Raw genomic sequence first — 26,630 nt, 5'->3', positions numbered from 1 at the left:
CTTCGTGCGGTTGGGGGGACGACTGGCTGAATGCCGGCGGCTCATTGCCGGCTTTTCGGCGCCGCCGGCTTCGAGATCGTGGCGATCGTTCCTCCGAGCATGAGAGCTGCGGGCAATGTCAGCAGCGCGGTTCCGCCTGCGCAGGCCATGCCCCAGCCCCAACCGCCGGCGTCGCCGACCACGCCGAAGAGCACCGGCGCGAGCGCGCCCGCGCCGATGACGGCCGTGTAGAAGACCGCAAAGGCGTTCTCGACCCGCCCGGCCGGCGAAAGCTCGGGCACGGCGCCGTAGAGGACCGACGACGTCCCGTTCAGCGCGACGCCGACCACCGGCAGCAGGAAAAGCGACGGCGCCAGAGGCAGGGCCATGGCGGCGAATATCAGGACCACCGTCGCGCCTTCGGTCAGCAGCACGGTGCGCGTGACGCCGAGGCGCGCCCCGAGCCAGCCGCAGGCGAATTTGCCGAGCGCGCCGCCGATGAACACCGCCGTGAACGCGGCCCCGATGGTCGGCAGCGTCGCGCCCTTCGACTGGAGCATGAACGGCAGGAAAGTCAGGAAGCCCATTCGCGCGGCGGTGTCGAGCGAGCCGATGAAGCAGAGAAGCGCGAAGCCGCCCCGGACCTCGACGCCGCCCTGAGAAGACGTGGAGGTTTCGCCGCCGGTGGAGCGAATGGCCGGCATGAAGGCGATGGCGGCGGCCGCGATCAGCCCGAGCACGCCAATCAGCCAGAGCGCATGCCGCCACGGCGTCAGCGTGACCAGCAGGGCGGTCAGCGCCGGCAGCGCCGCCTTGCCGAGATCTCCGCTGAAATTGTAGGTCCCGATCGGTCCGCGAGCCGCCGCTCCCCCATAGGCGCGCGACACCGCGGCGGACGCGATGGGATGCTGCGCGCTCGACCCCGCTCCGGAGAGCGCCAGACTTGCGCAGAGCCCGATCGCCCCGCCGGACAGGCCCGCGAGCATGTATCCGAGAGCCGCCAGGATCGTGCCGGCCGCGAGAATGGCGCGGCCGCCGAACCGCTCCGAGAGCCGCGCCGCCGGCACCTGGAGCAGCGCCATCGCGCCCGCATAAAGGCCCCGAAGCAGCGCGAGCAGGCTGTAGCTCAGCCCGAACTCGGCCTGCCAGACCGGCAGGAGGACGTAGATCAGGTCCGTGTAGCCGTCGTGCAGGGCGTGCACGAGGCCCGCCACGACCAGCGTGCGACTCGCGTCTCGCCGCCGCGGCGCGCCGGCGGTCGACAGGGGCAGGGTCATGGGCTTCAACTGCGATGACGATTCGTCACACGATGCGCTGCGCCCGAGCCTCGGACAAACGATGAATTCTGACCCAATGCGTGAGAAAAGCTGACGCAGATGGACCGCCGCCTCCCGCCGCTGAACGCCCTTCGCGTTTTCGAAGCCGCCGGCCGGCGCCAGAGCTTCACCCTGGCGGCGCGGGAGCTGAACCTCACGCATGGCGCCGTCAGCCGACAGATCCGGGCGCTCGAGGACTGGTTCGGACGACCGCTGTTCGTCCGCAGCCATCGGCGCGTCACGCTGACCGAGAGCGGCGTCGCCTATCTCGCCGAGATCGGCGCCGCGCTCGATCGGATCGCCGCCGCGACCGCGCGGCAGATCGAGCAGCGCTCCCGTCGCGTGCTGCATGTGAACGCCCTCGCGACGTTCACGCTGCGCTGGCTGATCCCGCGCCTTTCGGCGTTCCAGCTCGCGCATCCGAGCATCGAGATCCGGCTGACGACCTCGAACGCGCCAATCCGTGATCTGAACGATCCTTACGACGTGGCCATCCGCGGCGGGCCCGAACAAATCCCCGGCCACGTCGCCCACCCGTTCCTGTCGGAAACCCGCATACCCGTCTGCAGTCCCGGGCTGCTGGAGCGTCTGCCGCTGACGACCCTCCACGATCTCAGGCGACACACTCTGCTGCACGCCGCCACGCTGCCGGACGTGTGGTCGCAATGGCTTGTGGCCGCGCGCGTTCCCGACCTGACGACGGCCGGCTCCGTGACGTTCGAGCACTTCTACCTGACGCTGCAGGCGGCTCTCGACGGCATAGGGGTCGCCATGGGTCCGACGGCCCTCACCGAGGACGACGTCAAGGCCGGCCGTCTGGTCTTCCCGTTCGAGGGGCCGGCGCTGCCCGCCAGGAGCTATTTCGCCTATGTGCCGGACGCCCGCGCCGACGATCCTGCGGCGCGATCCTTCTGCAATTGGCTTCGCAGAGGCGATTGGGCGGCAAGAAACGGCGCCGACCGCTGAACCGGTCTTGAACCTCCCCCACGATCTTGACGTCCGGCGCGACTGCGGCCGCGGCCCGCAAAGGATCGCCGGGGAAATGGCGGAAGGATTTCCAAAGCCAGGCCGTTTCCCGCCCCAGAGCGATTTTCGGCCTTTGAGCCGAAACCATGACGCCAGGAAAGTCTTGGCGTCCCGGAAGGGATTCGAACCCCTGACCTACGGTTTAGGAAACCGTTGCTCTATCCTGCTGAGCTACCGGGACACTGGAGCCGTCGGCCCCGTGGGGCGTAGGCCCTGAAGGCCGTCGCTGACCTATCATGGCTCGCCTCCCGCTCCAAGCGCAGGCGCGCCTCAATTGCGAACGCCTCTCAGCCGCGAAGATATCGGTTGCCGGGGGCGTTCCGGCCCGCTAGTCGCACGGCCGACGGGGATTTCGGCTCGCGAGGTGGAGCATGGACGGCGCGCAGAGGATCGCGCTGGGCAGCGTCGCGGTCGGTCTCGTGGTGCTGGCCCTGAAGACCGCGGCCTTCCTGCTTACCGGCTCGGTCGCGCTCTATTCTGACGCCGCCGAGAGCATCGTGAACGTCGCCGCCGCCGCCGCCGCCTTCATGGCCGTCCGGCTCGCCGCCGCCCCGCCGGACCGCAACCACCCCTACGGTCACCACAAGGCGGAGTATGTCTCCGCCGTGGTCGAGGGCGCGCTCATCATCGTGGCCGCGGCGGCGATCCTCCACGAGGCCTGGGACGCCTTCCAAAATCCGCGAGAGCTCGCCCTGACGCCGCTCGGGATCGGCGCGAACGTCGCGGCGAGCGCGATCAACGGGCTGTGGTGCCTCGTGCTGTTCCGTAAGGGTCGTACGCTGCGCTCGCCTGCGCTGGTCGCCGACGGACGTCATCTCATGACCGACGTCGTGTCCTCGGCGGGCGTGCTCGCGGGCGTCGGCGCGGTCGCGGTCACCGGCCTGCAGTGGCTCGACCCCGCGCTCGCCTGCCTCGTCGCGATCAACGTGCTGTGGTCCGGCGCCGTGCTGGTGCGCAGCTCGGTCGGCGGACTGATGGACGAGGCCGCGGCTCCCGAGACGCTCGATCGCATCCGCGAGGTGATCGCGGTCAACGCCGACGGCGCGATCGAGGCGCACGATCTCAGGACCCGCAACGCCGGCCGCCTCACCTTCCTCGACTTTCATCTCGTGGTGCCGGGCGACATGCGGGTCTCGGCCGCCCACGACATCTGCGACCGGATCGAGCGCGCGCTCCAGGACGAGGACGGCGACATGGTCGTCACCATCCATGTCGAACCGGACGACAAGGCCAAGCACGCCGGCATCGTGGTTCTGTGACCGGCGCTTAACCGCTCGTCCACCATAGGCCCGTCACCATCGGGCGGCGCCGGATGGGCGCTCATCGGGTCGCCCGGATGGCCCTCGGCCTTCGCATATGGACATGCTCGACGCTCGCGGCGCTCGCCGCGGCGCCGGCGCACGCCGCGCCCTGTTCGCTCGCCGCCGCGCCCGAGGCGGTTGCGGTCGAGCGGGCGCTCGACGGCGACACGGTCCGGCTGGACGACGGACGCGAGGTCCGCCTCGCAGGGGTGGCCGCGCCCAAGGCGCCGCTCGGAACGAGAGATGACGACTGGCCGATCGCGGCCGCCGCGCGTGAGGCGCTCGAAGCGCAGGCGGGGGGGCGCGTGCTCGAGCTCAGGCTCGCGTCGGCCTCGCCCGACCGCCACGGCCGCGCCGTCGGCTATCTGGCCGAGATCGACGAACGCGACCATGCGGGTCTTGCGGTCAGACTGTTGGCGCTGGGCCATCTCAGGGTCCTGGCCGACGCCGCAGGGCGTGACTGCGGCGCCACGCTCGCGCAGGCGGAGAGCGCGGCGCTCGGCGCGCGCCTTGGTTTGTGGTCCGATCCGTATTACGAGGTCCGGAACGCTCATGACGGCGCGGCGCTGGCTTCGCTCTCCGGGCGGTTCGTCGTCGCGGAGGGCCGCGTGGCGAGCGTGAGGACGTCGGCCGGGCGGGCCTATGTCAATTTCGGGAGGCGCTGGCGCGAGGCGCTGTCGCTGTCCCTCTCGGAGGCGGCCCTGCGCAAGCTTGGCGGATTCGAGCGTCTGGGCGTCAGATCGGGCATGCTGGTCAGGGCGAGAGGCGTCGTCGAGATCCGGCGCGGCCCAGTGATCTATGTGACGGACGCCGCCCAGGTCGAAAGCCTCGACGGTCGGAAGCGGTGATGCGGAAGCTGTTCGCGTTGTCTCGGTGGGGTTTGCGGCTCGCGGCGGCGGGCGGCATGGCGGCGCTCGCCGGCTGCGCCAGCGTGACCCAGCAGGAGCGCGCCGCGCCCGAGACCACGGCGGCCGCGCCGCCGGCGGCCCCAAAGGTCGCCCCGCCGCCGCCGAGCGCCGTCACCCAGGAGCAGGCGCGCATCGCCGGCGCCTATGGCGGCATCTACGACAAGCCGCTCCTGACCGCGCATCTCAACCGGATCGCCGACCGGCTCGCCACGGCCTCCGAGCGCCCGGACCTGCGCTACCGCGTCACGCTGCTCAACTCGCCGCTGGTCAACGCCTTCGCGTTGCCGAACGGCAATCTCTACGTCACGCGCGGGCTGCTCGCGGTCGCGAACGACTCGTCCGAGGTCGCGGCCGTGCTCGCCCACGAGATGGCGCATGTCACCGCGCGCCACGCCATCCAGCGCGCCGACGAGGAGCGCAAGGCGCTGCTCGTCAGCCGCGTCGTGTCGGACGTGCTGCAGGACCAGCAGGCCGGCCAGGTCGCGCTCGCCAAGGGCAAGCTCTCGCTCGCGAGCTTCTCGCGGGCGCAGGAGCTCGAGGCCGACCGGATCGGCGTCCAGAACGTCGCGCGCGCCGGCTTCGACCCCTACGGCGCCTCGCGCTTCCTGCTGTCGATGGGACGCCAGGCGGATCTCAGGATCGCGGCGCTCGGCCAGAAGCCGTCGCAGCCGGGCCTCGACTTCCTGTCCACGCACCCGTCGACGCCGGAGCGCGTTCAGCTTTCCGTCGCCGCCGCGCGCCAGGTCGCGGCGCCGGGCCTCGGCGACCGCGACCGCGACGGCTTTCTCGACGCGATCGACGGCATGACCTATGGCGACGATCCAAGCCAGGGTTTTGCGCGCGGCCGGCGGTTCCTGCATCCGCGGCTCGGCTTCTCGTTCGAGGCGCCGGAGGGCTTCGCGTTCGACAACGGGACCGAGGCGCTGCTCGGCGTCGCGCCGGACGGGCGGGCGCTCCGAATGGACGCGGCCAAGCTCGCGCCGGGGCAGTCGCTCGAAAAATACGTCTCGGAGAACTGGATCGACGGCACCGAGCCCGGCGAGGTCGAGCGCCTCAACCTCAACGGCATGGAGGCCGTGACGCTGCTCGCCAAAGGGCGCGAATGGACGTTTCGCTTCGCGGCGATCCGCTTCGGGCCGGATATCTATCGCCTGATCTTCGCGGCCCGCGACCTCACGCCCGAGATCGACCGCGGATTCCGCGACTCGCTCCTGAGCTTCCGGCGGCTCTCCCAGGAAGAGATCAACGCCGCGCGCCCGCTCAGGCTCTCGATCGAGCGCGTCCGCGACGGCGACACCGAGGAGTCGGTCGCGGCCCGCATGGCGGTGTCCGACCGCGCGGTCGAGCGCTTCTCGGTGCTCAACGGCTTCGCGCCCGGCGAGTCCCTGCCGCAGGGGCTCAAGGTCAAGGTCATCGACGAGTAAGGCGCCTCTATCCCTCCCCTTTGCAAGGGGAGGGATAGGCTGCTCCGACGCGACTTCTCCGCCCGCGGACCTCGGCGCCGAAAGCTTGACCGGCGGCCGATCAATTTTTGCTGTCCGCCGAGGGTCTTGAGCGGCTTTAATGGGCTCCGCCGTCCCCGGACGGCTCCCCGCGCCTCTGAGAACGTCTGGACCGCTTGATGCCGCACGCCACGCCGCTGATCTCGACCATCGTCGCGGGATTGGTGCTGGCCTTCATCCTCGGGGCGATCGCCCATCGACTGCGGCTGCCGCCCCTTGTGGGCTATCTCATCGCCGGCGTGCTGGTGGGGCCCCACACCCCGGGCTACGTCGCCGACCAGCAGCTCGCGCCGGAGCTCGCCGAGATCGGCGTGATCCTGCTGATGTTCGGCGTCGGGCTGCACTTCTCGGTCAAGGATCTGCTCTCGGTCCGCGGAGTCGCGATCCCGGGCGCCGTCGTCCAGATGGCCTGCGCGACGGCGCTCGGCTGGGGCCTCGGGCGGCTGATGGGCTGGACCGACGGCGGCGGGCTGGTGTTCGGCCTTGCGCTCTCCGTCGCCTCAACGGTCGTGCTGCTGAAGGCGCTGCAGGAGCGCCGGATGATCGACAGCGAGCGTGGCCGGATCGCGGTCGGCTGGCTGATCGTCGAGGACCTCGCGATGGTCCTGGCGCTGGTGCTGATCCCGGCGGTCGCAGGCGCGGCCGGTGGGGCTCACGGTCCCGATCCCGTCGCCGCCATGGTCGCCGAGGCTCTCGGCCTGGAACTCGGGGTCGCGGGCCTTGTCGGCGTCACGCTGCTCAAGGTCGCGATCTTCGTGGGCCTGATGATGGCGGTGGGCCGACGGCTGATCCCGATGCTGCTGCATTTCATCGCGCATACCGGCTCGCGCGAGCTGTTCCGGCTCGGCGTGCTGGCGATCGCCCTCGGCGTCGCGTTCGGTTCGGCGAAGCTGTTCGGCGTGTCGCTCGCGCTGGGGGCCTTCTTCGCCGGGATGATCCTGTCGGAGAGCGAGCTCAGCCACCGCGCCGCGCAGGAAAGCCTGCCGCTCCGTGACGCCTTCGCGGTGCTGTTCTTCGTCTCGGTCGGCATGCTGTTCGACCCGACCGTGCTGCTGCGCGATCCGGGGCCGGTCATCGCGACGGTGTTCATCATCGTGATCGGCAAGTCGGTCGCGGCCTTCCTGATCACGCTCGTCTTCAGACGAACGGTCGGCACGGCGTTGACGATCTCGGCGAGCCTCGCGCAGATCGGCGAGTTCTCCTTCATTCTGGCCGAGCTCGGCGTCGGGCTGAAGCTGCTGCCCGAGGCCGGCCGCGACCTGATCCTGGCCGGCGCGCTGATCTCGATCATCCTGAACCCGCTGGTCTTCATGGCGGCCGAGCGCATCAAGCCGGGACTCGAGGCGCGGCTGCTACGGCGCGCGCCGCAGGCCGCCGCTGAGCCGACCGACGAGCCCCACGAACTCGCGGTCGACCGCACGATCCCCCCGGCCGAGATTCCCGCCGCCTCGGCCCAGCAGCAGGCCGAACCCGAGCCCGCCGCCGAGCCGAGGAAGGCCGAGGAGGACGGCGATGTCCGCCCGACCGAGCTCGTCGATCACATCGTGGTCGTGGGCTACGGCCGCGTCGGGAGCGTCGTCGGTCAGGAGCTGAAGGCTGCGGGGCGCCCCTACCTCGTCATCGAGGACGCCGATACCCGAGTCGCGGCGCTACGCGCCGAGGGCGTCGAGACCATCGTGGGCAACGCCGCGAGCGGCGACGTCCTGAAGCTCGCCAATCTCGCCAAGGCCAAGGCGCTGCTGGTCGCGATCCCCGAGGCCTTCGAGGCCGGGCAGGCGGTCGAGCAGGCCAAGGCCCTGAACCCCACCATCGTGGTCGTGGCGCGCGCCCATTCGGACGCCGAGATCGAGCATCTGACGAAGCTCGGCGCAGACGAGGTGATCATGGGCGAGCGTGAGATCGCGCTCGGAATGGTCGAGTTCGTGACGCGAAATCCCGCCGGCGCCGGCGCCGGCGCCGCGCCGGCCAAGGTCTCGCCAGAAGAGCCGTCTCCGCCGGCCGACCCTGCGTCGCCGCAAGCCGAAACTGCGCGAACGGAGGAGGACCCGGCGCGTTGATGGCGCGAGCCAATGCGCGGGGAGACCTCACATGATCGTCGGATTCATCGGACTGGGCGGCATGGGCGCGGGCGTCGCCCGAACCCTGCTCAAGGGCGGCGAGTACAAGCTCAAGGTTTGGAACCGGTCGACCGGGCCGGTCGAGGCGCTGGTCGCCGAGGGAGCGGAAGCAGCGGCCGACCCCGCCGAAGCGCTCGACGCCGACGTCACCTTGTCGATGCTGAGCCAGGACGACGTCATCGAGGAGGTCGTCGTCTCGTCGGGGGCGCTCGACCTCGCGCGCAACGGCGTCGTCCACGTCAATCTCTCGACCGTCTCGGTCGCCTTCGCGGACCGCATGGAGCGGGTGCACAGGGAGCGCGGCCTCTTCTATGTTGCCGCGCCGGTCCTTGGGCGTCCCGACGTGGCCGCGGCCGGCCAGCTCAATGTGATGTGCGCCGGCGCGCCTGAGGCGGTGGCGAAGGCGATGCCGATCCTGGAGACCTTCTCCAAGAAGGTCTGGCCGCTCGGCGACGAGGCGAAGCGCGCCAACGTCGTCAAAATCGCCGCCAATTTCGCGCTCGCCAGCATGATCGAGACGCTGGGCGAGGCCGGCGCGCTGGTCGACGGCCACGGCGTGCCGCCGGCTGCGCTCTACGAGGTGATGACCAATTCAGTGTTCGCGTCGCCGGCCTACAAGACCTATGCGGGGCTGATTGCCGATAAGGCGTTCGAGCCGGCCGGCTTCAAGATGCCGCTCGGGCTCAAGGACGTGCGGCTCGCGCTCGCCGCCGGCGAGGCCGGCGGGACGCCGCTGCCGATCGCCTCCCTGCTGCGCGACGCCTTCATCGAGGCGATCGCCTCCGGCGACGGGGCCAAGGACTGGAGCGCGCTCGCCAGAGGGTCGTTCAGGCGGGCCGGTCGGAGCTGGGGATGATCAGCTCTCGCCTCCCTCGGAGATGAAGGCGGGCGCGGCGATCGTGACCGCAGGCCCGTCCGCCATATGCCTTCGGGCGCGACCGCGGGCCGGGCCCCGCTCCGGCTTCGCGGCGCCGGTCTTTTCAGCCATTATAGCGCTCCGAATTGTCTCCGCCTTGTCACCAAGGGGGCGTCAACTGGCCAGTCCAGAGATTCGTCGAGGGGGCGCGAAGCGGCCGTCATGCCAGATGCCGAGGGTCCGGAACGTAAGCCGAACGCGCTGAGAGAGGCGCGGACGCGGTTTCACGAGCTCAGATGGCCGCTCGGCGCCGCGGCTTTCGTGCTGCTCGTTTTCGTCGGGGCCGGCCGCATCGGGCCGGGCGAGGGCGCGCTCGCCGCGGCGCTGATCGCGCTCGCCGTGATCGTGGCGCCGCGCCCTCACGTGTCGAAGGAAGACTCGGCCGGCGGCGCGGCGCTCTCGACGGTCGTCACGCCCATCCTGTCCGGCCTTCCCGATCCCGTTCTGGTGCTCGACCGCCGCGGCGCGGTCGCGGCCTTCAACGAACAGGCGCTCGCCGTGCTCGGCGAGATCAAGGTCGGCGAGCCGGTCTCATTCGCGCTTCGCGCGCCCGAGGTGCTGGCGGCGGTCCGCGGTGCGGGGGCCGTCCCGCGCACCGTCCTTTATGTCGAGCGCGTGCCGGTCGAACGCTGGCGCGAGGCGCATGTGGCCCGCGTGAAGCTGACGCCCGAAGGGCCCGAGGCGATCGTGATCGGGCTTCGCGACCTGACGGAGCAGCGCCGCTCCGAGCGGATGCGCGGCGATTTCGTCGCGAACGCCAGCCACGAGCTCAGGACGCCGCTCGCCTCCCTGCTCGGCTTCATCGAGACGCTGCAGGGCCCGGCGCGCAACGACCCCGGCGCGCGCGACCGTTTCCTCGAAATCATGCGCGCCCAGGCCAACCGGATGTCGCGGCTGATCGACGACCTGCTGTCGTTGTCGCGCATCGAGCTGAAGGCGCATGTTCGGCCGCGCGCGGTCGTCGACCTCACGGCGGTCGTGAGCGGCGTCGTCGACGCGCTCGGGCCGCTCGCCCACGAGCGCGCCGTCGAGATCAAGGTCGGAGCCGGCGAGCCGCCCGTGCTGGTGCGCGGTGATCGCGACGAACTCATCCGCGTCGCCGAGAACCTGATCGAGAACGCGATCAAATACGGCCAGTCCGGCGGGCGGGTCGACGTCACGGTCAGCGGCGGGACGGGCGAGGAGGCGGCCCGCCTCGTCGTCCGCGACTACGGGCCGGGCGTCGCGCCCGAGCACCTGCCGCGGCTCACCGAACGTTTCTACCGGGTCGACGTCTCCGACAGCCGCGACAAGGGCGGCACCGGACTCGGGCTCGCGCTGGTCAAGCACGTCGTCCAGCGCCACGGGGGACGGCTATCGATCGACAGCGCGGCGGGCGAGGGCGCGACCTTCACGGTCGTGCTCGACGGCGCCGAGGCCGACGGCGAGCCATTGCGTCGGGTAGGTTGACCCGCGAAATCAGCGGCGAAGCGCAGTCATCCAACTGTCATGGAGGCGTCATAGAAGGTCATCCGCGGGCCGATAGGTTTCGCCGCGTGACCCGCCGCGAAGAGCGAGCTCGAGCTTCTTCATGGCCGCCCGAGGCGTGCGGCGCATGACCGACAAGACAGTCTCAAACAGGAGAGACAACCGTGAAATCCCTCACGCTCACCAGCGTCGCCGCGCTCGCGCTCGCGTGCGGCATGCTGACGTCCGGCGCCGCGAACGCGCAGTCGCGCGACCAGATCCGCATCGTCGGCTCCTCGACCGTCTATCCGTTCACCACCGCGGCCGCCGAGCAGTTCGGCAAGGGCGGTCAGTTCAAGACGCCGGTCGTCGAGTCGACCGGCACCGGCGGCGGCTTCAAGCTGTTCTGCGCCGGCGTCGGCGCGGGCCATCCCGACGCCTCGAACGCCTCGCGCGCGATCAAGAAGAGCGAATACGACGACTGCAAGAAGAACGGCGTGACCGACATCGTCGAGCTCAAGGTCGGCTTCGACGGCATCGTGATCGCGAACTCCAAGAAGGGTCCCGACTTCAAGGTCACCCGCCAGCAGCTCTTCCTGGCGCTCGCCAAGGAAGTGCCGGGCAAGGACGGCAAGCTCGCCGCCAACCCCTACAAGAGCTGGAACGACATCGACCCGTCGCTGCCGGCCGAGAAGATCGAAGTGCTCGGCCCGCCCCCGACCTCCGGCACCCGCGACGCCTTCCTCGAGCTCGTGATGGAGAAGGGCGCCGAGAAGGTCGAGGCCGTCGCCGCGCTGAAGAAGGCCGACGCCAAGGGCTTCGAGAAGGTCTGGAAGACGCTGCGCGAGGACGGCGCCTATATCGACGCCGGCGAGAACGACAACCTGATCGTCCAGAAGCTCGAGGCCAACCCGAAGGCCGTCGGCATCTTCGGCTACTCGTTCCTCGAGGAGAACGCCTCGCGGATCAAGGGCGCGAACGTCGAGGGCAAGGCTCCGACCTTCGAGGCGATCGCCGACGGCTCCTACAAGGTCTCCCGTCCGCTGTTCGTCTACTTCAAGAAGCAGCATGTCGGCGTGATCCCGGGCCTCAAGGAGTTCCTCGCTGAGTACGCCTCCGACAAGGCGATGGGCGAAGAGGGCTACCTGGCCGAGAAGGGACTGGTGCCGCTTCCCGCCGCCGAGGCCAAGAAGGCCGAGGACGCCGCGAAATCGCTCAAGACCATCGACGCCCCGGCGTCGTAAGGTCCAGCGAAGCCTTGAAAGGGCCGCCCGGAACGCGCATTGCGTGCTTCGGGACGGCCCTTCGGGCCTCCTCGGCATGAGGAGCGTTGGCGGGAGCTTCGCGCTCTCCGCCAGGCCGAACCTGCCTCATGCCGGGGAGCTCCGGCTCTTGCCGGAGCGTCTCGAAGCACGCAGGCGGCGTCCGCCACCCGTCTACGGTTTTCTCGAGCGCCGATCGGAGCGTTCCTCTCCATGATGCTCATCTACGTCATCGGCATGCTGCTCGTCGCCGCCGGCGCCTATATGGCCGGGCGCCAGCGCAGCGCGAGCTTCGCGGTCGCCGGCGGCGGCCTCGCGCGGCTCCATTCGCTGCCGAGCTATCACGGCTTCTACGTCGCGCTCGCCGCCGTCGCGCCGATGCTGGTCTGGCTCATCGTCTGGCTGTTCGCCGCGCACCGCATCGTCGACGCCCAGGCGATCGCGGCGCTGCCGGACAATCTGACGCCCGTCGATCCGCTGACCTACGGCGCGCGCATGCGCGAGATCTACCAGGCGGCCTCCGGCTCGACGCAAGGGCTCGAGCCAGGCGTGGTCGCGGCCGGCGAGACGCTCGACCTCTGGCGCACGGTCGCCGACTGGGCGCTGCTGATCGTCGGCTTCGCGCTCGCCGTGCTCGGGTTCTTCTGGGGCGCCCGCCAGCTTTCCCCCGAGTTCCGCGCCCGCAACGGCGTCGAGCGGTGGGTCAAGGTGATGCTGATCGCCTGCGCCTCGGTCGCGGTGCTGACCACGGTCGGCATCGTGTTTTCGGTGCTGTTCGAGACGCTGCGCTTCTTTTCCAAGGTGCCGTGGTACGAGTTCCTGTTCGGCCTCCAGTGGTCGCCCCAGACCGCGATCCGCGCCGACCAGATCGGCTCGTCGGGCGCGTTCGGCGCTGTGCCGCTGTTCGCCGGCACCACGCTGATCATGCTGATCGCCATGCTGGTGGCCGGTCCCGTCGGCCTGTTCGCGGCGATCTACATGGCCGAATACGCCTCGCCCAAGGTGCGGGCCGTCGCCAAGCCGGTGCTCGAGGTGCTGGCCGGCGTGCCGACCGTGGTGTTCGGCTTCTTCGCGGCGCTCACCGTCGCGCCTTTCATCCGCTCGACCGGCGAGTCTCTCGGGCTCAACGTCGCCTCAGAGAGCGCGCTCGCCGCGGGCCTCGTGATGGGCGTGATGATCATCCCCTTCGTGTCGTCGCTCTCCGACGACGTCATCAACGCGGTGCCGCAGTCGCTGCGCGACGGCTCCTACGGCATGGGCGCGACCAAGTCGGAGACCATCAAGCGGGTGATCCTTCCGGCGGCGCTGCCCGGCATCGTCTCGGCCTTCATGCTGGCGATCTCGCGGGCCGTCGGCGAGACCATGATCGTGGTGATGGCCGCGGGCCTCGCCGGCAACCTCACCTTCAATCCGCTTGAGGCGGTCACCACCGTCACCGTGCAGATCAAGACGCTGCTGGTCGGCGATCAGGAATTCGACAGCGCCAAGACGCTGTCCGCGTTCGCGCTCGGCTTCGTGCTCTTCTTCTTCACGCTGGTGCTGAACTTCATCGCGCTCCGGATCGTCCAGAGATATCGGGAACAGTATGACTGACGCGACCGCCAACGGCCTCGCCTCGGCCCGCAGCCTCGAAACGGACGCAGCCCGCGCCCGCATCAGGAAGCGCTACCGCGCGGAAGCCCGCTTCAAGGCCTACGGGATCGGCGCCATCGCCTTCGCGGCGGCTTTCCTGGTGGTGCTTATGGCCGACATCGTCGGCAAGGCCTGGCCGGCCTTCACCACGACGCATCTCGCGTTGACCGTCACGCCGTCGGCCGAGGAAGTGGATCCCGACGGCTCGAAGCAGCCGGCCTCGCTCGCCCGCGGCGACTATGCGAAGCCGCTGCGGGACGCCTATCAGGCGCTGTTCCCGCAGGTGAGGGCGCGCGCCGAGCGGCGCGAGCTCAACGGCCTGCTGTCGAGCGGCGCCGCGGACGATCTGCGCGACAAGGTGATGGCGGATCCGAGCCTGATCGGTCGCGCGGTCCAGACGCGCGCGCAATTCTCGGACGACGCCGATCTCTATCTCAAGGGGTCGGTCACCTCGGTCGAGGAAGAGACCGGCGAAGGCGTGGCGACGCCGAGCGCGATCTCCGGCGACCTCGTGATCGAGACCTCGAACCCTGCCTTCCAGAGCGATCTCGAGGAGATCAAAGCCGACCTCTCGGAGAAGGCCCGCGAGCGCCGTTTCACCGTCGAGCGCCTGAAGTCGCTGCGCGACGGCTTCCTTGCCGACCGCCCGGCGGCGGAGACGGAACTGAAGGCCGCCCAGGGCACCGGCGACCCAGCCAGAATCGCGGTCGCGCAGAACGCGCTTTCCAAGGTCGAAAGCGACGTCTCGAGCCTCGACAACCAGATGCAGACGCTCGCCGGCGAGGCCGCCGACTTCGAAAACCGCTTCAGGGATTCTTCCGGCGCGGAAAAGCTCGACGAGAAGCTGCCGAGCGTCATCGTCGCCATCAATGGCGGCCTCGTGAAGGTCACGAGCCTCGCGGCGAACCGCGTCGAGGGCGTCGCTCTGACGCCGCTCGAAGGCCAGCAGGCGGCGCAGGCCGGACAGTGGAAGGTCCTGACCTTCGAAACGCCCGAGTCCGAGCGGCGGGTCGGCGACCAGCAGATCGCCTGGCTCGAAACGCTCAAGGCCAAAGGGTTGGTCGAGACCTCGTTCAACACCGGATTCTTCACCGGCGGGGACTCGCGCGAGGCCGAGCAGGCCGGCATCCTCGGCGCCCTTGTCGGCTCGCTCCTGACGATGTTCGTGACGCTGGTCTTCTGTCTGCCGGTCGGCGTCGGCGCCGCGATCTATCTCGAGGAGTTCGCGCCGAAGAACCGCTGGACCGACATCATCGAGATCAACATCAACAACCTCGCGGCGGTGCCCTCGATCGTCTACGGCCTGCTCGGACTTGCGGTGTTCCTCAACTTCTTCGGCATGCCGCGGTCCTCGGCGCTGGTCGGCGGCTTCGTGCTAGCTTTGCTGGTGCTGCCCACCATAATCATTGCGTCGCGCGCCGCTCTCAAGGCCGTGCCGCCCTCGATCCGCGAGGCTGCGCTCGGCGTCGGCGCGTCGCACCAGCAGGCGGTGTTCCACCACACGCTGCCGCTCGCGATGCCCGGCATCATGACCGGTACGATCATCGGCATGGCGCACGCCCTCGGCGAGACGGCGCCGCTGCTGCTGATCGGCATGGTGGCGTTCATCGTCGACGTGCCGGGCGGCTTCACCTCGGCCGCGACCGCGCTGCCGGTCCAGATCTACCTGTGGTCCGACCTGCCCGAGGTCGCGTTCCAGGCCAAGACCTCGGCCGCGATCCTTGTGCTGCTGATGTTCCTGTTCGCCATGAACGGGCTCGCGATCCTGCTCCGCAAGCGCTTCGAGCGGCGCTGGTGAGCGAGGCCCAGAGGAGTTTTTCCATGGACGTGTCCGCAGCCTCCGTCGCGAAATCCGCGCCGGGACGGGCGGTCGCCGGCCAGCCCGGCGTCTCTCCCGACCCCAAGATCATCGCGCGCGACGTCAACGTGTATTATGGCGAGAAGCACGCGCTGAAGAACGTCACCGTCGACGTTCCGGAGAAGGCGGTGATGGCCTTCATCGGGCCCTCGGGCTGCGGAAAGTCGACCTTCCTGCGCTGCATCAACCGGATGAACGACACCGTCGCTTCCGCGCGGGTCACCGGCCTGATCCAGATCGACGACCAGGACATCTACGATCCGTCTCTCGACGTGGTGCAGCTCCGGGCCCGCGTGGGGATGGTGTTCCAGAAGCCGAACCCGTTCCCGAAGTCGATCTACGAGAACGTCGCCTACGGGCCGCGCATCCACGGCCTCGCGCGCTCGAAGGCCGAGCTCGACGAGATCGTCGAGAGCTCGCTCAAGAAGGCGAGCCTCTGGAACGAGGTGAAGGACCGGTTGGGCGACACCGGAACGGGCCTTTCGGGCGGCCAGCAGCAGCGGCTCTGCATCGCCCGCGCGATCGCTGTGAGCCCGGAAATCATTCTCATGGACGAGCCCTGTTCGGCGCTCGACCCGATCGCGACGGCACGCGTCGAGGAACTGATCGAAGAGATCCGCCGCAATTACACGATCGTCATCGTGACGCATTCTATGCAGCAGGCCGCGCGCGTCTCGCAGCGCGTCGCCTTCTTCCATCTCGGCGTTCTGGTCGAGACCGGTCAGACCGAGAAGATCTTCACCAGTCCCGAGGACAAGCGGACCCAGGACTACATCACCGGACGCTTCGGCTGAGCGAGGAGGGCGCGAACATGACTCTCGCCGACAACCACATCGTCTCGTCCTTCGACGACGACCTGAACGAGCTCTCCGACAAGCTCGCCGAGATGGGCGGGCTCTGCGAGAAGCTGGTCGGGGAGTCGGTCGACGCCCTGATCCGCCGCGACATCCCGCTCGCGCGGCGCGTGATCGACTGGGACCGTCAGATCGACCGGCTGCAGCACGAGATCGAGGAGCATGGCATCCTCACCATCGCCAAGCGAGCCCCGGTCGCGATCGACCTCCGCCAGGTGGTGGCGGCGCTGCGCATCGCCAACGACCTCGAGCGGATCGGCGACCTCGCCAAGAACATCGCGAAGCGCGTCGTCGCGCTCGACGGCGCGTTCCAGCCGCCGAAGCTTGCGGCCGGAGTGGCGCATATCGCCGACCTCACGCTCGCGCAGCTCAAGGAGGTGCTCGACGCCTACACGCGGCGCGACGACAAGCGGGCGCTCGAGGTCTGGAGCCAGGACGGCGAGATCGACGCGCTTTACAATTCGCTGTTCCGCGAACTGCTGACCTACATGATGGAGGATCCGCGCAATATCGGGTTCTGCGCCCACCTCCTGTTTTGCGCCAAGAACATCGAGCGGATCGGCGACCACGCCACCAACGTGGCCGAGACCGTCTACTACGTGGTCCACGGCACGGCGCTGACCGAGGATCGGCCGAAGGCCGAACTGATGAGCGCCGAACTCGGCGATTGACGGAGAGCAGGCGATGAGCCCTCGCGTGATGATCGTCGAGGACGAGGAGCCGCTCACCATGCTGCTCCGCTACAATCTCGAGGCTGAAGGCTATCAGGTCGACGCCGTCGCGCGGGGCGACGAGGCTGAGATCCGGCTGTCCGAGGCCACTCCCGACCTGGTCCTCCTGGACTGGATGCTGCCTGGGGTCTCGGGGATCGAGCTCTGCCGCAGGCTACGGGCGCGTCCCGAGACCCAGCGGCTGCCGATCATCATGCTGACCGCCCGCGGCGAGGAGGCCGAGCGCATCCGCGGCCTCGCGACCGGCGCGGACGACTATGTGGTGAAGCCGTTCTCGGTCCCCGAACTGGTGGCGCGGGTGCGCGCGCTGCTCCGCCGCACCAAGCCCGAACACGTCGCCCAGACGCTCAAGGCCGGCGACATCGAGGTCGACCGCGTCAACCGTCGCGTCCGCCGTCAGTCGCGCGAGATCCATCTGGGCCCGACCGAGTTCCGCCTGCTCGAATTCCTGATGCAGTCGGCGGGCCGCGTCTTCACCCGCGAGCAGCTGCTCGACGGGGTCTGGGGCCGCGACGTCTATATCGACGAGCGCACGGTGGACGTCCATGTCGGCCGGCTCCGCAAGGCGATCAACCGCGGCCGCAAGCCCGACCCGATCCGCACCGTGCGCGGCTCGGGCTACTCCTTCGACGAGACCTTCGCCCGGGCCTGACGGACCAGGCGCGGCGAGCGCCGCCGCGATGTCCCGGCCCTGAGCCGGACCCATCCGGCTCGACGGCCCCGAAGGCGACGGAACGCGCGACCCTGTTCCTGGGTCGCGCGGCGCTTAAGGGGTCCCGGCTCAGGACCGGGACATGAGCGGCTTGCTCAATGCGCCGGCGCGCTGATCCGCCGGTTCCGGCGGTCGTTCGCCGGCTGGTAGGCGACCTGTGAGTGGTGCGGGCAATAGGCCGCGCCGGGCGTCGAACGGCCGCCGCAGAAGCGGAACTCCGGCTGGCTCGGGTCGCCCAGCGGCCAGCGGCACATGTTCTCGCGGAGCTCCATGATGGTCACGCGCTCGCAGACCAGCGCGGTCTCCACCACCTCGATCGGCACGATGCGCGGGGCCGGCGTCGGCCGCGGCGCCGGCGCGTGGCTCACCGCGAGCGCGGCGTTGCCGCGTGTCGCGAAGCTCGGCTGCCGCGGCGCCGCCGTGGGCGCCGGGCGGCGCGGCTGGCCGGCGGGCTTGGCGCGCATGCGCGAGACCGAAGAGGTCGCCGACTTGGCGCGCCCCGACAGGCCGAGGCGGTGCACCTTGCCGATGACGGCGTTGCGCGTGACGCCGCCGAGCTCCGCGGCGATCTGGCTGGCGCTCAGGCCGTCCCCCCACCGCTTCTTGAGAAGCTCGACGCGCTCATCGGTCCATCCCATCGGGTCCTCCAGGACTTGGCCTTGCGGCGTGCCATGCGCGGAATCCGGAACCCTTCGCCAAAGCGCGCTTGGGAGCGCCTTGGCGTCGCCGCCGCCGTAATCCGCTTGGAAACGAACGCGCACGACATGTCGTGCTTAACGAGGGGTAAATTACGATATGCAGCGACTCAGCGTAAAGAGTCCGGAATGCAACAGTGGGGTTTTCCCCAAGCATCTCGGCCGGCCGTCCCCACCCCGGGGCTGGCCGGAAGCGGCGGAACCGTCAAGATTTCGAGCAGTCGCAACGATTGACAGGGCGTCGGTCGCTCATATTATCCCGCCAGTGGAGGGCCGCCCGGCTGGAGCGGCTCTTTTCTTTTTTCATCGCCGGGATCGCCCGGCGCAGACGCTTGCAAGGAACTGACCCGTGTCTCCCCCTTCCGCGCTGATGCCTGTCTTCGCCCGCGCCGGCGTCGCCTTCGAGCGCGGCGAAGGCTGCTGGCTGATCTCGGACAAGGGCGAGCGCTATCTGGATTTCGCGTCGGGCGTCGCGGTGAATTCGCTCGGCCACGCCCATCCGCATCTCGTCGAGGCGCTGAAGCGCCAGGCCGAGACGCTGTGGCACGTCTCCAACCTGTACACGGTCCCTGAGGCCGAGCGGCTCGCCGGGCGGCTTGCGGACGCCTCCTTCGCCGACGTCGTGTTCTTCTGCAATTCGGGAGCCGAGGCGCTCGAAGCCTCGATCAAGCTCGCGCGCAAGCATTTCCACGCCAAGGGCGAGCCCGAGCGCTACCGGCTGATCACCTTCGAGGGCGCGTTCCACGGCCGCACGCTCGCGACCATCGCGGCCGGCGGGCAGCAGAAATATCTCGAGGGCTTCGGCCCGAAGGTCGAGGGCTTCGACCAGGTGCCGTTCGGCGATCTCGATGCGCTGAAGGCCGCGATCGGGCCTGAGACCGCCGGCGTGCTGGTCGAGCCGCTGCAGGGCGAGGGCGGGGTGCGCTCCCTGCCGCCCTCGACGCTGAGGGCGATCCGCGAGATCTGCGACGCCGAGGGTCTGCTGCTCGTCGTCGACGAGGTCCAGACCGGCGTCGGTCGCACCGGGACGCTGTTCGCCTATGAGCATTCCGGGATCCGGCCCGACGTCATGGCGATCGCCAAGGGCATCGGCGGCGGCTTCCCGATGGGCGCCTGCCTCGCGACCCGCGAGGCCGCGGACGGCATGACGGCCGGCGTCCACGGCTCGACCTTCGGCGGCAACCCGCTCGCCATGGCGGTCGGCAACGCCGTGCTCGACGTGGTTCTGGCGCCCGGCTTCCTGGAGCATGTCCGGCGCATGGGCCTGCTGCTCAAGCAGAAGCTCGCGGGCGTCGCCGACGGCCATTCGGACGTGGTCGCCGAGGTCCGGGGCGAGGGCCTGCTGACCGGCCTGCGCTGCAAGGTCCCCAACACGGAGGTCGTCGCGGCGCTGCGCGACGCCAAGCTGCTGACCGTCGGCGCGGGGGACAACGTCGTGCGGCTGATCCCCCCCTTGATCGTCACCGAGGCCGAGCTCGACGAGGCCATGGAGCGCCTCGATCGCGGACTGTCGGCGGTCGAGGCGAAGCTGCCGGCTTCCGCGCGGAGCGCCGCGGAATGAGCGCGAACGGTCTCCGCCATTTCCTCGACCTGTCGGATTTCGCGACGCCGACGCTGCGCGCGATGCTCGACGCCGGCTGCGCGATGAAGGCGCGCCGCCGGACCGCTGAGGCCGCGGACGACAGGCCGCTCGCCGGCAAGGTCGTGGCCATGGTGTTCGAACAACCGTCCTTGCGGACCCGCATGTCGTTCGACGTCGGCATCCGCGAGCTCGGCGGCGAGAGCGTGATGGTGACGGGCAAGGAGATCGAGCTCGGCGAGCGCGAGGCGATCGCCGACACCGCCCGCGTCCTGTCGCGCTTCGTCGACGCCATCATGATCCGCATGCTGAACCACGACCAGCTCGCGGAGCTCGCGCGCCACGCCACGGTGCCGGTCATCAACGGCCTGACCAAGCGCTCGCATCCCTGTCAGGTGATGGCCGACCTCATGACCTTCGAGGAGCGCAAGGGGCCCATCGCGGGGCGGCGGGTCGCCTGGACGGGCGATTTTAACAATGTGCTGGCCTCCTGGATTCACGCCGCGGCGCGTTTCGACTTCGAGCTCGCGATCGCGACGCCGCCGGAGCTCGCGCCGCGCGAAGACCTGATCCGCTGGGCGAAGGACGAGGGCGCGCGGCTCGATCTCGGCCACAGGGCCGAGGCCGCGGTCGAGGGCGCGGACGCCGTGATCTCCGACAGCTGGGTCTCCATGGGCGACGCCGACGGCGAGCGCCGCCACAATCTGCTGAAGCCCTTCCAGGTCAACGCCGCGCTGATGAAGCGCGCGGCGCCGGACGCGATCTTCCTGCACTGCCTGCCGGCGCATCGCGGCGAGGAGGTCACCGACGAGGTGATCGACGGCCCGCAATCGGCGGTGTTCGACGAGGCAGAGAACCGCCTCCACGCCCAGAAGGGCGTGCTGGCCTGGTGCTTCGGGGCGGTCGGCCAGTAGGGGCGCCCCGCCGCGCGTGGTCGCCGTCAGGCATGACGGCTGAATTCCAGCGCGAAAATCGCTAGACTGGCGTTGATCGCTGGAGCGATCAGCTGGGGAGACGGCCAATGTCCGATTTCGCGCACAAATGGGCGGAGTCCATCGCCCTTCCGTTCGCCCAGCGTTGGTGGGTGGTGGCCCTGCGGGGCCTTTTCGCCCTGCTGTTCGGCATGATCGCGCTATTGGCGCCGGGCGCGACCATCCTGTCGCTGGTGCTGCTGTTTGCGGCCTACGCCTTCGTGGACGGGGTGGCCGAGCTCTTCCTCGCGGCCCAGTGCGTTCGCGCCGGGTGGCGCCGTTGGCTCCCGCTGCTGGTCGGCGGGCTCGCCAGCATCGCGGCCGCGGTCGTCGCGTTGCTGTGGCCGGGCCTCACCGCGATCGTCTTCGTTCTGCTGCTTGCGGCCTGGTCGTTCGTCTCGGGCGTTATGATGATCGCATCCGCGTTCCGGCTCGACGCAAGCCATGGCAAAGTCTGGTTCATCCTGGCGGGGGTCGCATCCATCCTGTTCGGGCTCGCGCTCGTGGTCGCGCCGCTCCTTGGCGCAGTCGTGCTGACATGGTGGATCGGCGTGTACGCGCTGATCCTGAGCGGCGCGCTGTTCGCAATGGCGTACCGGCTACGGTCGCGCCGGCTCAAGGGCTAAAGGGAGCGCCGTCAGGCTCGCTATCTTCCGTTTGGGCGCCGTGGGGCCTAAATATGCCCCATCATGACAGACCACGCCCCATCCGCCCTCCGCGAGGACGGCGACGACCGCATCCTGCCGTTCCAGATCGAGGCGCTCGACGTCCGCGGCCGCGTGGTGCGGCTCGGGCCCTCGATCGACGCCGTGATCGAGCGTCACGCCTATCCGCCCTCGGTCTCGAAGCTGCTCGGCGAGGCGGTGGCGCTCACCGTTCTGCTCGGCTCGGCGCTCAAGATCGACGGCCGCTTTCAGCTCCAGACCCGTTCCGACGGCCCGGTCGGCATGCTGGTGGTCGACTTCGAGGCCCCGGACAGGGTCCGGGCCTGCGCCCGCTTCGACAAGGACCGGCTCTACGACGTCCGCGGCTCCGGGGCGCTGCTCGGCTACGGCCATATGGCGCTGACCATCGACCAGGGGCCGGACATGTCGCGCTATCAGGGCGTGGTCGCGCTCGAAGGCGGCGGCCTCGAGGAGGCGGCGCACGCCTACTTCCGGCAGTCCGAGCAGATCCCGACCAAGGTGCGGCTCGCGGTCGCCGAGACGCTGTCGCCCGGTGCGAGCCATTCCTGGCGCGCCGGCGGGCTGCTGGTGCAGTTCCTGCCCGAGGCGCCGGAGCGCATGCGCACGCCCGACCTCGATCCCGGCGACGCGCCGGACGGCGCCGAAATCCCCGAGAGCGCCGAGGACGACGCCTGGGTCGAGGCCCAGACGCTGGTCTCGACCGTCGAGGACCACGAGCTGATCGACCCGACGCTGGAACCCGAGCGGCTGCTGATCCGCCTGTTCAACGAGCGCGAGATCCGGGTGTTCGAAAGCCGCGGGGTTCGCGAGGCCTGCCGCTGCTCGCGCGAGCGCGTGCTCGGCATGCTGAAGAGCTTCACGGCCGACGACCGCCGCGACATGCGCGCCGACGACGGCTCGATCGAGGTGACGTGCGACTTCTGCTCGACGAAATACGCCTTCTCGGCCGAGGAGGCGGCGGAGTTGGACGCCTCCACGGAAGGCGAGGCCTGACGCGGCTGCAGGGCCGTCATCCCGCCTCGAGCGAAGAGCGGAGACGGGATCGGCCCCCGAAGCGCGCCTTGTCCTGAGGACGATCCCGGATCGGCCTTACGGCCGTCCGGGATGACGGTCGTCCCCGCTATTGCGCCCCGCCGCCATACATGTAGTTCGGCAGCCAGAGGCCGATCGCCGGAAAGGCGTAGTACAGCGCCATCGAGAAGATCACGATGAACAGGAAGGGCATCACCCCGGCGAAGATCTCGTTGATCGAGACATGCTTGGGCGCCACGCCCTTCAGGTAGAACGGCGCCATCGCGACCGGCGGCGACAGGAACGACGTCTGGATGTTCAGTGCCACCAGGATGCCGAAGAACAGCGGGTCGATGTTGAAGTGGCTCAGCAGCGGCAGAAAGATCGGCAGGAAGATGACGATGATCTCGGTCCATTCGAGCGGCCAGCCCAGCACGAAGATGATGATCTGGGTCAGGATCAGGAACTGGATCGGGGTCAGGTCGAGCCCGATGATGAAGTTCTCGACGACCGACTGGCCGCCCAGATAGGCGAATACGGCCGAGAACACGAAGGAGCCGACGAACAGCCAGCACACCATCGCGGAGGCGCGGGCGGTGAGATAGACGCTCTCCCTCAGCTTCTCGAAGGTCAGCTGCCGGTAGGCGACCGCGAGCAGGAACGCGCCCATCGCGCCGACGGCCGCGGCTTCGGACGGCGTCGCGTAGCCGCCGATGATGGCGCCGAGCACGCCGGAGATCAGCAAGGCGAGCGGCAGGAACGAGGTCGCGAGCGCCCACAGCACCGCGAAATAGGACGACGCGCGCTCCGAGGGCGGCAGCTTCGGCGCGAGCGACGGGTTCAGCAGCACGCGGATGATGACATAGGCCATGTAGAGCGTGGCGAGCATCAGCCCGGGGAAGAAGGCGGCGGCGTAGAGCTTGACGACCGAAACGCCCGCGGTCGCGCCATAGAGGATCAGCATCACGCTTGGCGGGATCAGAATGCCGAGGCAGCCGCCGGCGCAAACGACGCCGGCCGACAGCCGCGTGTCGTAGCCGGCGCGCAGCATCGCCGGGAAGGCGAGCAGGCCCATCAGCGTGACGACCGCGCCCACGATCCCGGTCGCGGTCGCGAACAGCGCGCAGGTCGCGAGCGTGGCGAGCGCGAGCGAGCCCGGAAGGCCGCCGGCCGCGAGCTGGATCGACTTGAACAGCCGGTCGAGGATGTTGGCGCGCTCGACCAGATAGCCCATGAACAGGAACAGCGGCACCGAGATCAGCACGTCCGAGGACATCACGCTGTAGGTGCGCTGGACGAACAGCTGGAACACCGTGTCGCCCATGGCGTAGTAGCCGAAGCCCACGCCGAGGGCCATCAGCGTGAAGGCGATCGGGAAGCCGAGCAGCAGCAGCCCCACGAACAGGGCGAGCATGATGACGCCCATCGCGGGATCGGAGATGTAGGCGCTCACAGCTTGGCCTCGTCGACGGAGATCTGGGAGCGGTCGACGTCGACCTTGTTGGCCTCGGCTTCGGCGAGGATCAGATGCTCGGTCTCCTCGACGTCGCTCTGGCGCTGCGGCCACTCGCCGGTGCGGATGCAGATCACGCAGCGCAGCACCTCGACCACGCCCTGCATCGCCATCAGCACGCCGGTGATCGGGATGATCATCTTGAACGGCCAGAGCAGCAGGCCGTCGGGCGAGAACGAGCTCGTCTCCTTGGTCTGGTAGGAGAGGTCGAAGAACACGTAGCCGGCGTAGACCAGCGCCAGGATGCCGGGAAAGAAGAAGAAGATGTAGAGCACCAGGTCGAGCCAGGCCTGGGTCCTGGGCGCCCATTGGCGGTAGAGGAAGTCGCCCCGCACATGCCCGTTGCGCGACAGCGTGTAGGCCCCGGCCGACATGAAGAGCAGCCCGTAGAGCATGTAGCTCGCGTCGAACGCCCAGGTGGTCGGCGCGCCCATGACGCGGCGCGAGATGACCTCGAAGGTGATGACCAGCGTCAGGACGACGATCGACCACGCGAAAATCTTGCCGATCGCGGAATTGAAGCGGTCGACCGCGAGAAGATAGGACTGCATCCGGCCCCCGGGACTCTGACGCTGAATTGGCCGCCTCGCCCGCGGCTACGTCCGGCCGATATTACGGCGAAACGCTGAAAGTGACCGAGGCTTCGCGACTTGTTCGGCGGGCGGCCGGCCCCGAGGAGCCGGCCGCCCGTCGCTTTACGCTTGCTTGAAGAAGTGCTCGTAGGCGAGGTCGCGCGGCGCCTCCATCTCGCGCGTCATGCCGACGACGCGCTTGGCGAAGGATTTCTGGCTCTCGATGACCTTCTGGAAGAAGGGGTCCGGGTTGGCCGCGATCACCTTGTCCCAGGCGGCGAGCTGCGCCTCCAGGATCGACTTCGGCGTCTCGATCACCTTGACCCCCGCGGCCTTGATGGCCTCGAGATCCTTCGAGTAGCGGTCCTGCGCCTTCCAGGACATGTCGGCCGAGGCGGCCTCGGAGGCGTATCTGACGATCGCCTGCACTTCCGCCGGCAGGCCCTCGAACTTCCGCTTGTTGAACAGGATCTCGAAGCACTCCAGCGTCTGATGGTAGCTCTGGACCATGTAGATCTTCGAGACGTCCGGGAAGCCCAGGATCTTGTCGGACGAGGGGTTGTTGAACTCCGCGCCGTCGATCAGGCCGCGGTCGATCGCGGGCACGATCTCGCCGCCGGGCAGGATCGTGACGGCCATGCCCATTTCCTTGCCGAGGTCGGCGCCGAGGCCGACCGTGCGGTACTTGAGGCCCTTGATCGCGTCCGGCCCGGCGATCTCCTTCTTGAACCAACCGAAAGGCTGCGTCGGCATCGGCCCGGTGAGGAGGCCGACGACGTTGAGCTTCAGAACCTGCTGGGTGAGCTCGTCATAGAGCGCCTGGCCGCCGCCATACTTCACCCAGGACAGCAGCTGGTTGGCGTTCCAGCCGAAGGGCGGCGCGGTTCCGAACAGCGAGAAGGCCTTGTTCTTGCCGTACCAGTAGGCCGAGACGCCGTGGCCGCCGTCCAGGACGCCGGTCGAGACCGCGTCGAGGAGCTGGAAGGCCGGGACGACGGCGCCCGCCTGCAGCAGCTCGATCTGAATGCGGCCGGCGCCCATTTCATTCACGCGCTTCACGAAATCGGATGCGAATTCGTGGAAGATGTCTTTGTTGGGCCAGGTCGACTGGAACTTCAGACGAACCGCGGCCTGCGCCCGCACCACGGCGGGCGCGGCGACGGTGGCGGCGGTCGCGACCGCCGCGCCGGCGAGGAAGCGGCGTCGGGCGGGGCTGCTGGCCTCGCCTCCGTCCGCAAGCGTGTCAGGCGATTTCTTCACGGAAGTCTCCCCTTGTCGGCCGAACGGACGGCGGGCGCCGCAGGCCGAATCTGACGCGCGTCTTCTTTTCGAACGCGCTGGCGTTTCCCGAGCCCTTCTTGATTTTGGTTCGTCCAGGCTCCGTCTGGAGTTAATTCGACCGCCCGGTCGTGATCAAGACGATTCTGGGGCGCCAAGCCATTTCCGCGCCGCAACAGTTCACGTCTGCGGCGCCCGACGGCCGGCCGCGCCTCTCGTCGCCCTTGACGCTCCGGAGCTTCGGGCGCTTAAGCTTCAAGGATCATGACCGAAGCGAGCGCCGAGACGGCCGACGAGGGCCCCTGCTGGACCGCAGTGACGCGCGCGATCCGCGTCACCGTCACGCCGCGCTACCTCGCTGCTGAATCCGATCCTGAGGAAGACCGATACGTCTTTGCATACACGGTCGAGATCGTGAACGAGGGCGAGGAGACGGTTCGGCTCATCGCGCGGCACTGGCGGATCACGGACGGCCGCGGCCGCACCGAAGAGGTGAGGGGGCCGGGCGTGGTGGGCGAGCAGCCGACCCTCGGCCCGGGCCAATCCTTCACCTATACAAGCGGCGCGCCATTGCCGACGCCGTCCGGCATCATGGTCGGCGACTACCACATGATGACGGACGCCGGTCAGCCCTTCGACGTCGCGATCCCGGCCTTCGCGCTCGAAAGCCCGCACACGGTCCGCACGCTGCATTGACGCGGCGGCGGGGCGCCATGCCCGGACTCGATCGGGGCATCTTCCGTGTTTTGGGTCAAGTTACGCTGC

General features: G+C 69.2%; 24 protein-coding genes and 1 tRNA gene. 18 read left to right on the top strand and 7 right to left on the bottom strand.

What is annotated here, in order from left to right:
- Window positions 1–41 precede the first annotated feature (41 nt).
- Window positions 42–1,256: an MFS transporter gene (locus EK403_RS13085; RefSeq protein ID WP_128777930.1), complete on the bottom strand. Its 1,215-nt coding sequence runs from the start codon at window positions 1,254–1,256 to the stop codon at window positions 42–44.
- A gap of 99 nt (window positions 1,257–1,355) precedes the next feature.
- On the opposite strand from EK403_RS13085, the gene gcvA reads away from it, so the two are divergent.
- Window positions 1,356–2,261: a transcriptional regulator GcvA gene (gcvA, locus tag EK403_RS13080; protein WP_128777929.1), complete on the top strand. Its 906-nt coding sequence runs from the start codon at window positions 1,356–1,358 to the stop codon at window positions 2,259–2,261.
- Window positions 2,262–2,425: 164 nt separating this feature from the next.
- On the opposite strand, the gene EK403_RS13075 is transcribed toward gcvA, so the two are convergent.
- Window positions 2,426–2,502 (bottom strand) — tRNA-Arg (locus tag EK403_RS13075).
- 190 nt (window positions 2,503–2,692) lie between these two features.
- On the opposite strand from EK403_RS13075, the gene EK403_RS13070 reads away from it, so the two are divergent.
- The 5 genes from EK403_RS13070 to EK403_RS13050 all read left to right on the top strand — a co-directional run bounded on the left by EK403_RS13070 (window position 2,693) and on the right by EK403_RS13050 (window position 9,005).
- On the top strand, window positions 2,693–3,580 hold the full coding sequence (locus EK403_RS13070; RefSeq protein WP_128777928.1) for a cation diffusion facilitator family transporter: 888 nt from the start codon (window positions 2,693–2,695) through the stop codon (window positions 3,578–3,580).
- Window positions 3,581–3,657: 77 nt separating this feature from the next.
- Entirely contained in the window at window positions 3,658–4,470 is an 813-nt protein-coding gene (locus tag EK403_RS13065) for a thermonuclease family protein (RefSeq protein WP_128777927.1), read from the top strand.
- Window positions 4,470–5,954 (top strand): M48 family metalloprotease, encoded by a 1,485-nt coding sequence (locus tag EK403_RS13060; RefSeq protein ID WP_128777926.1) that lies wholly within the window; start codon window positions 4,470–4,472, stop codon window positions 5,952–5,954. The genes EK403_RS13065 and EK403_RS13060 overlap by 1 nt, the downstream gene beginning before the upstream one ends.
- 197 nt (window positions 5,955–6,151) lie before the next feature.
- On the top strand, window positions 6,152–8,089 hold the full coding sequence (locus tag EK403_RS13055) for a cation:proton antiporter domain-containing protein (RefSeq protein ID WP_128777925.1): 1,938 nt from the start codon (window positions 6,152–6,154) through the stop codon (window positions 8,087–8,089).
- A gap of 31 nt (window positions 8,090–8,120) precedes the next feature.
- A complete protein-coding gene (locus EK403_RS13050) occupies window positions 8,121–9,005 on the top strand; it encodes an NAD(P)-dependent oxidoreductase (RefSeq protein ID WP_128777924.1) in 885 nt (294 codons plus the stop codon).
- On the opposite strand, the gene EK403_RS23635 is transcribed toward EK403_RS13050, so the two are convergent.
- Window positions 9,006–9,137, bottom strand: a complete 132-nt coding sequence (locus EK403_RS23635) for a hypothetical protein (protein ID WP_280986669.1) — start codon at window positions 9,135–9,137, stop codon at window positions 9,006–9,008. It abuts the gene before it with no gap.
- Between the two features lie 90 nt (window positions 9,138–9,227).
- Between EK403_RS23635 and EK403_RS13045 the strand changes: the two genes are divergently transcribed.
- The 7 genes from EK403_RS13045 to phoB all read left to right on the top strand — a co-directional run bounded on the left by EK403_RS13045 (window position 9,228) and on the right by phoB (window position 17,500).
- The gene (locus tag EK403_RS13045) at window positions 9,228–10,514 is read left to right on the top strand and encodes an ATP-binding protein (RefSeq protein ID WP_128777923.1); all 1,287 of its coding nucleotides are present in this window, start codon (window positions 9,228–9,230) and stop codon (window positions 10,512–10,514) included.
- Window positions 10,515–10,696: 182 nt separating this feature from the next.
- Entirely contained in the window at window positions 10,697–11,755 is a 1,059-nt protein-coding gene (locus EK403_RS13040) for a PstS family phosphate ABC transporter substrate-binding protein (RefSeq protein ID WP_128777922.1), read from the top strand.
- A 231-nt stretch (window positions 11,756–11,986) separates the two neighbouring features.
- Window positions 11,987–13,366, top strand: coding sequence for a phosphate ABC transporter permease subunit PstC (gene pstC / locus EK403_RS13035; protein ID WP_128777921.1), 1,380 nt, complete (start codon window positions 11,987–11,989; stop codon window positions 13,364–13,366).
- Window positions 13,359–15,203 (top strand): phosphate ABC transporter permease PstA, encoded by a 1,845-nt coding sequence (gene pstA / locus EK403_RS23775; protein WP_128777920.1) that lies wholly within the window; start codon window positions 13,359–13,361, stop codon window positions 15,201–15,203. Before pstC ends, pstA begins: the two co-directional genes overlap by 8 nt.
- Window positions 15,204–15,226: 23 nt before the next feature.
- Window positions 15,227–16,057: a phosphate ABC transporter ATP-binding protein PstB gene (gene pstB, locus EK403_RS13025; RefSeq protein WP_128777919.1), complete on the top strand. Its 831-nt coding sequence runs from the start codon at window positions 15,227–15,229 to the stop codon at window positions 16,055–16,057.
- Window positions 16,058–16,074: 17 nt separating this feature from the next.
- The gene (gene phoU / locus EK403_RS13020) at window positions 16,075–16,788 is read left to right on the top strand and encodes a phosphate signaling complex protein PhoU (RefSeq protein WP_128777918.1); all 714 of its coding nucleotides are present in this window, start codon (window positions 16,075–16,077) and stop codon (window positions 16,786–16,788) included.
- A gap of 13 nt (window positions 16,789–16,801) precedes the next feature.
- Window positions 16,802–17,500 (top strand): phosphate regulon transcriptional regulator PhoB, encoded by a 699-nt coding sequence (gene phoB / locus EK403_RS13015; protein ID WP_128777917.1) that lies wholly within the window; start codon window positions 16,802–16,804, stop codon window positions 17,498–17,500.
- A 155-nt stretch (window positions 17,501–17,655) separates the two neighbouring features.
- Here phoB and EK403_RS13010 read toward each other — a convergent pair whose 3' ends face one another.
- A complete protein-coding gene (locus EK403_RS13010) occupies window positions 17,656–18,198 on the bottom strand; it encodes a GcrA family cell cycle regulator (RefSeq protein WP_128777916.1) in 543 nt (180 codons plus the stop codon).
- A gap of 427 nt (window positions 18,199–18,625) precedes the next feature.
- Here EK403_RS13010 and EK403_RS13005 point away from each other — a divergent pair, with 427 nt between their 5' ends.
- The 4 genes from EK403_RS13005 to EK403_RS12990 all read left to right on the top strand — a co-directional run bounded on the left by EK403_RS13005 (window position 18,626) and on the right by EK403_RS12990 (window position 22,484).
- Entirely contained in the window at window positions 18,626–19,816 is a 1,191-nt protein-coding gene (locus tag EK403_RS13005; RefSeq protein ID WP_128778033.1) for an aspartate aminotransferase family protein, read from the top strand.
- Window positions 19,813–20,748, top strand: coding sequence for an ornithine carbamoyltransferase (gene argF / locus EK403_RS13000; protein ID WP_128777915.1), 936 nt, complete (start codon window positions 19,813–19,815; stop codon window positions 20,746–20,748). The genes EK403_RS13005 and argF overlap by 4 nt, the downstream gene beginning before the upstream one ends.
- Window positions 20,749–20,855: 107 nt before the next feature.
- Complete coding sequence (locus EK403_RS12995; RefSeq protein WP_128777914.1) at window positions 20,856–21,431, top strand: HdeD family acid-resistance protein; 576 nt, start codon at window positions 20,856–20,858, stop codon at window positions 21,429–21,431.
- 63 nt (window positions 21,432–21,494) lie between these two features.
- A complete protein-coding gene (locus EK403_RS12990; RefSeq protein WP_128777913.1) occupies window positions 21,495–22,484 on the top strand; it encodes an Hsp33 family molecular chaperone in 990 nt (329 codons plus the stop codon).
- A gap of 127 nt (window positions 22,485–22,611) precedes the next feature.
- Here the strand turns inward: EK403_RS12990 and EK403_RS12985 are convergent, their stop codons facing one another.
- The 3 genes from EK403_RS12985 to EK403_RS12975 all read right to left on the bottom strand — a co-directional run bounded on the left by EK403_RS12985 (window position 22,612) and on the right by EK403_RS12975 (window position 25,847).
- A complete protein-coding gene (locus EK403_RS12985) occupies window positions 22,612–23,928 on the bottom strand; it encodes a TRAP transporter large permease (protein ID WP_128778032.1) in 1,317 nt (438 codons plus the stop codon).
- A 23-nt stretch (window positions 23,929–23,951) separates the two neighbouring features.
- Entirely contained in the window at window positions 23,952–24,566 is a 615-nt protein-coding gene (locus EK403_RS12980; protein ID WP_128777912.1) for a TRAP transporter small permease subunit, read from the bottom strand.
- Window positions 24,567–24,710: 144 nt separating this feature from the next.
- Entirely contained in the window at window positions 24,711–25,847 is a 1,137-nt protein-coding gene (locus EK403_RS12975; RefSeq protein WP_128777911.1) for a TRAP transporter substrate-binding protein, read from the bottom strand.
- Between the two features lie 282 nt (window positions 25,848–26,129).
- On the opposite strand from EK403_RS12975, the gene apaG reads away from it, so the two are divergent.
- Window positions 26,130–26,561 carry a Co2+/Mg2+ efflux protein ApaG gene (apaG, locus tag EK403_RS12970; protein ID WP_128777910.1) on the top strand — a complete coding sequence of 144 codons (432 nt, stop codon included), beginning with the start codon at window positions 26,130–26,132 and terminating at the stop codon, window positions 26,559–26,561.
- Window positions 26,562–26,630 lie beyond the last annotated feature (69 nt).

This window comes from Hansschlegelia zhihuaiae (assembly GCF_004103825.1).
GTDB lineage: Bacteria > Pseudomonadota > Alphaproteobacteria > Rhizobiales > Methylopilaceae > Methylopila > Methylopila zhihuaiae.
The sequence above is the reverse complement of the archived record's forward strand: the minus strand, read 5'-3'. Positions and strand labels throughout refer to the sequence as shown.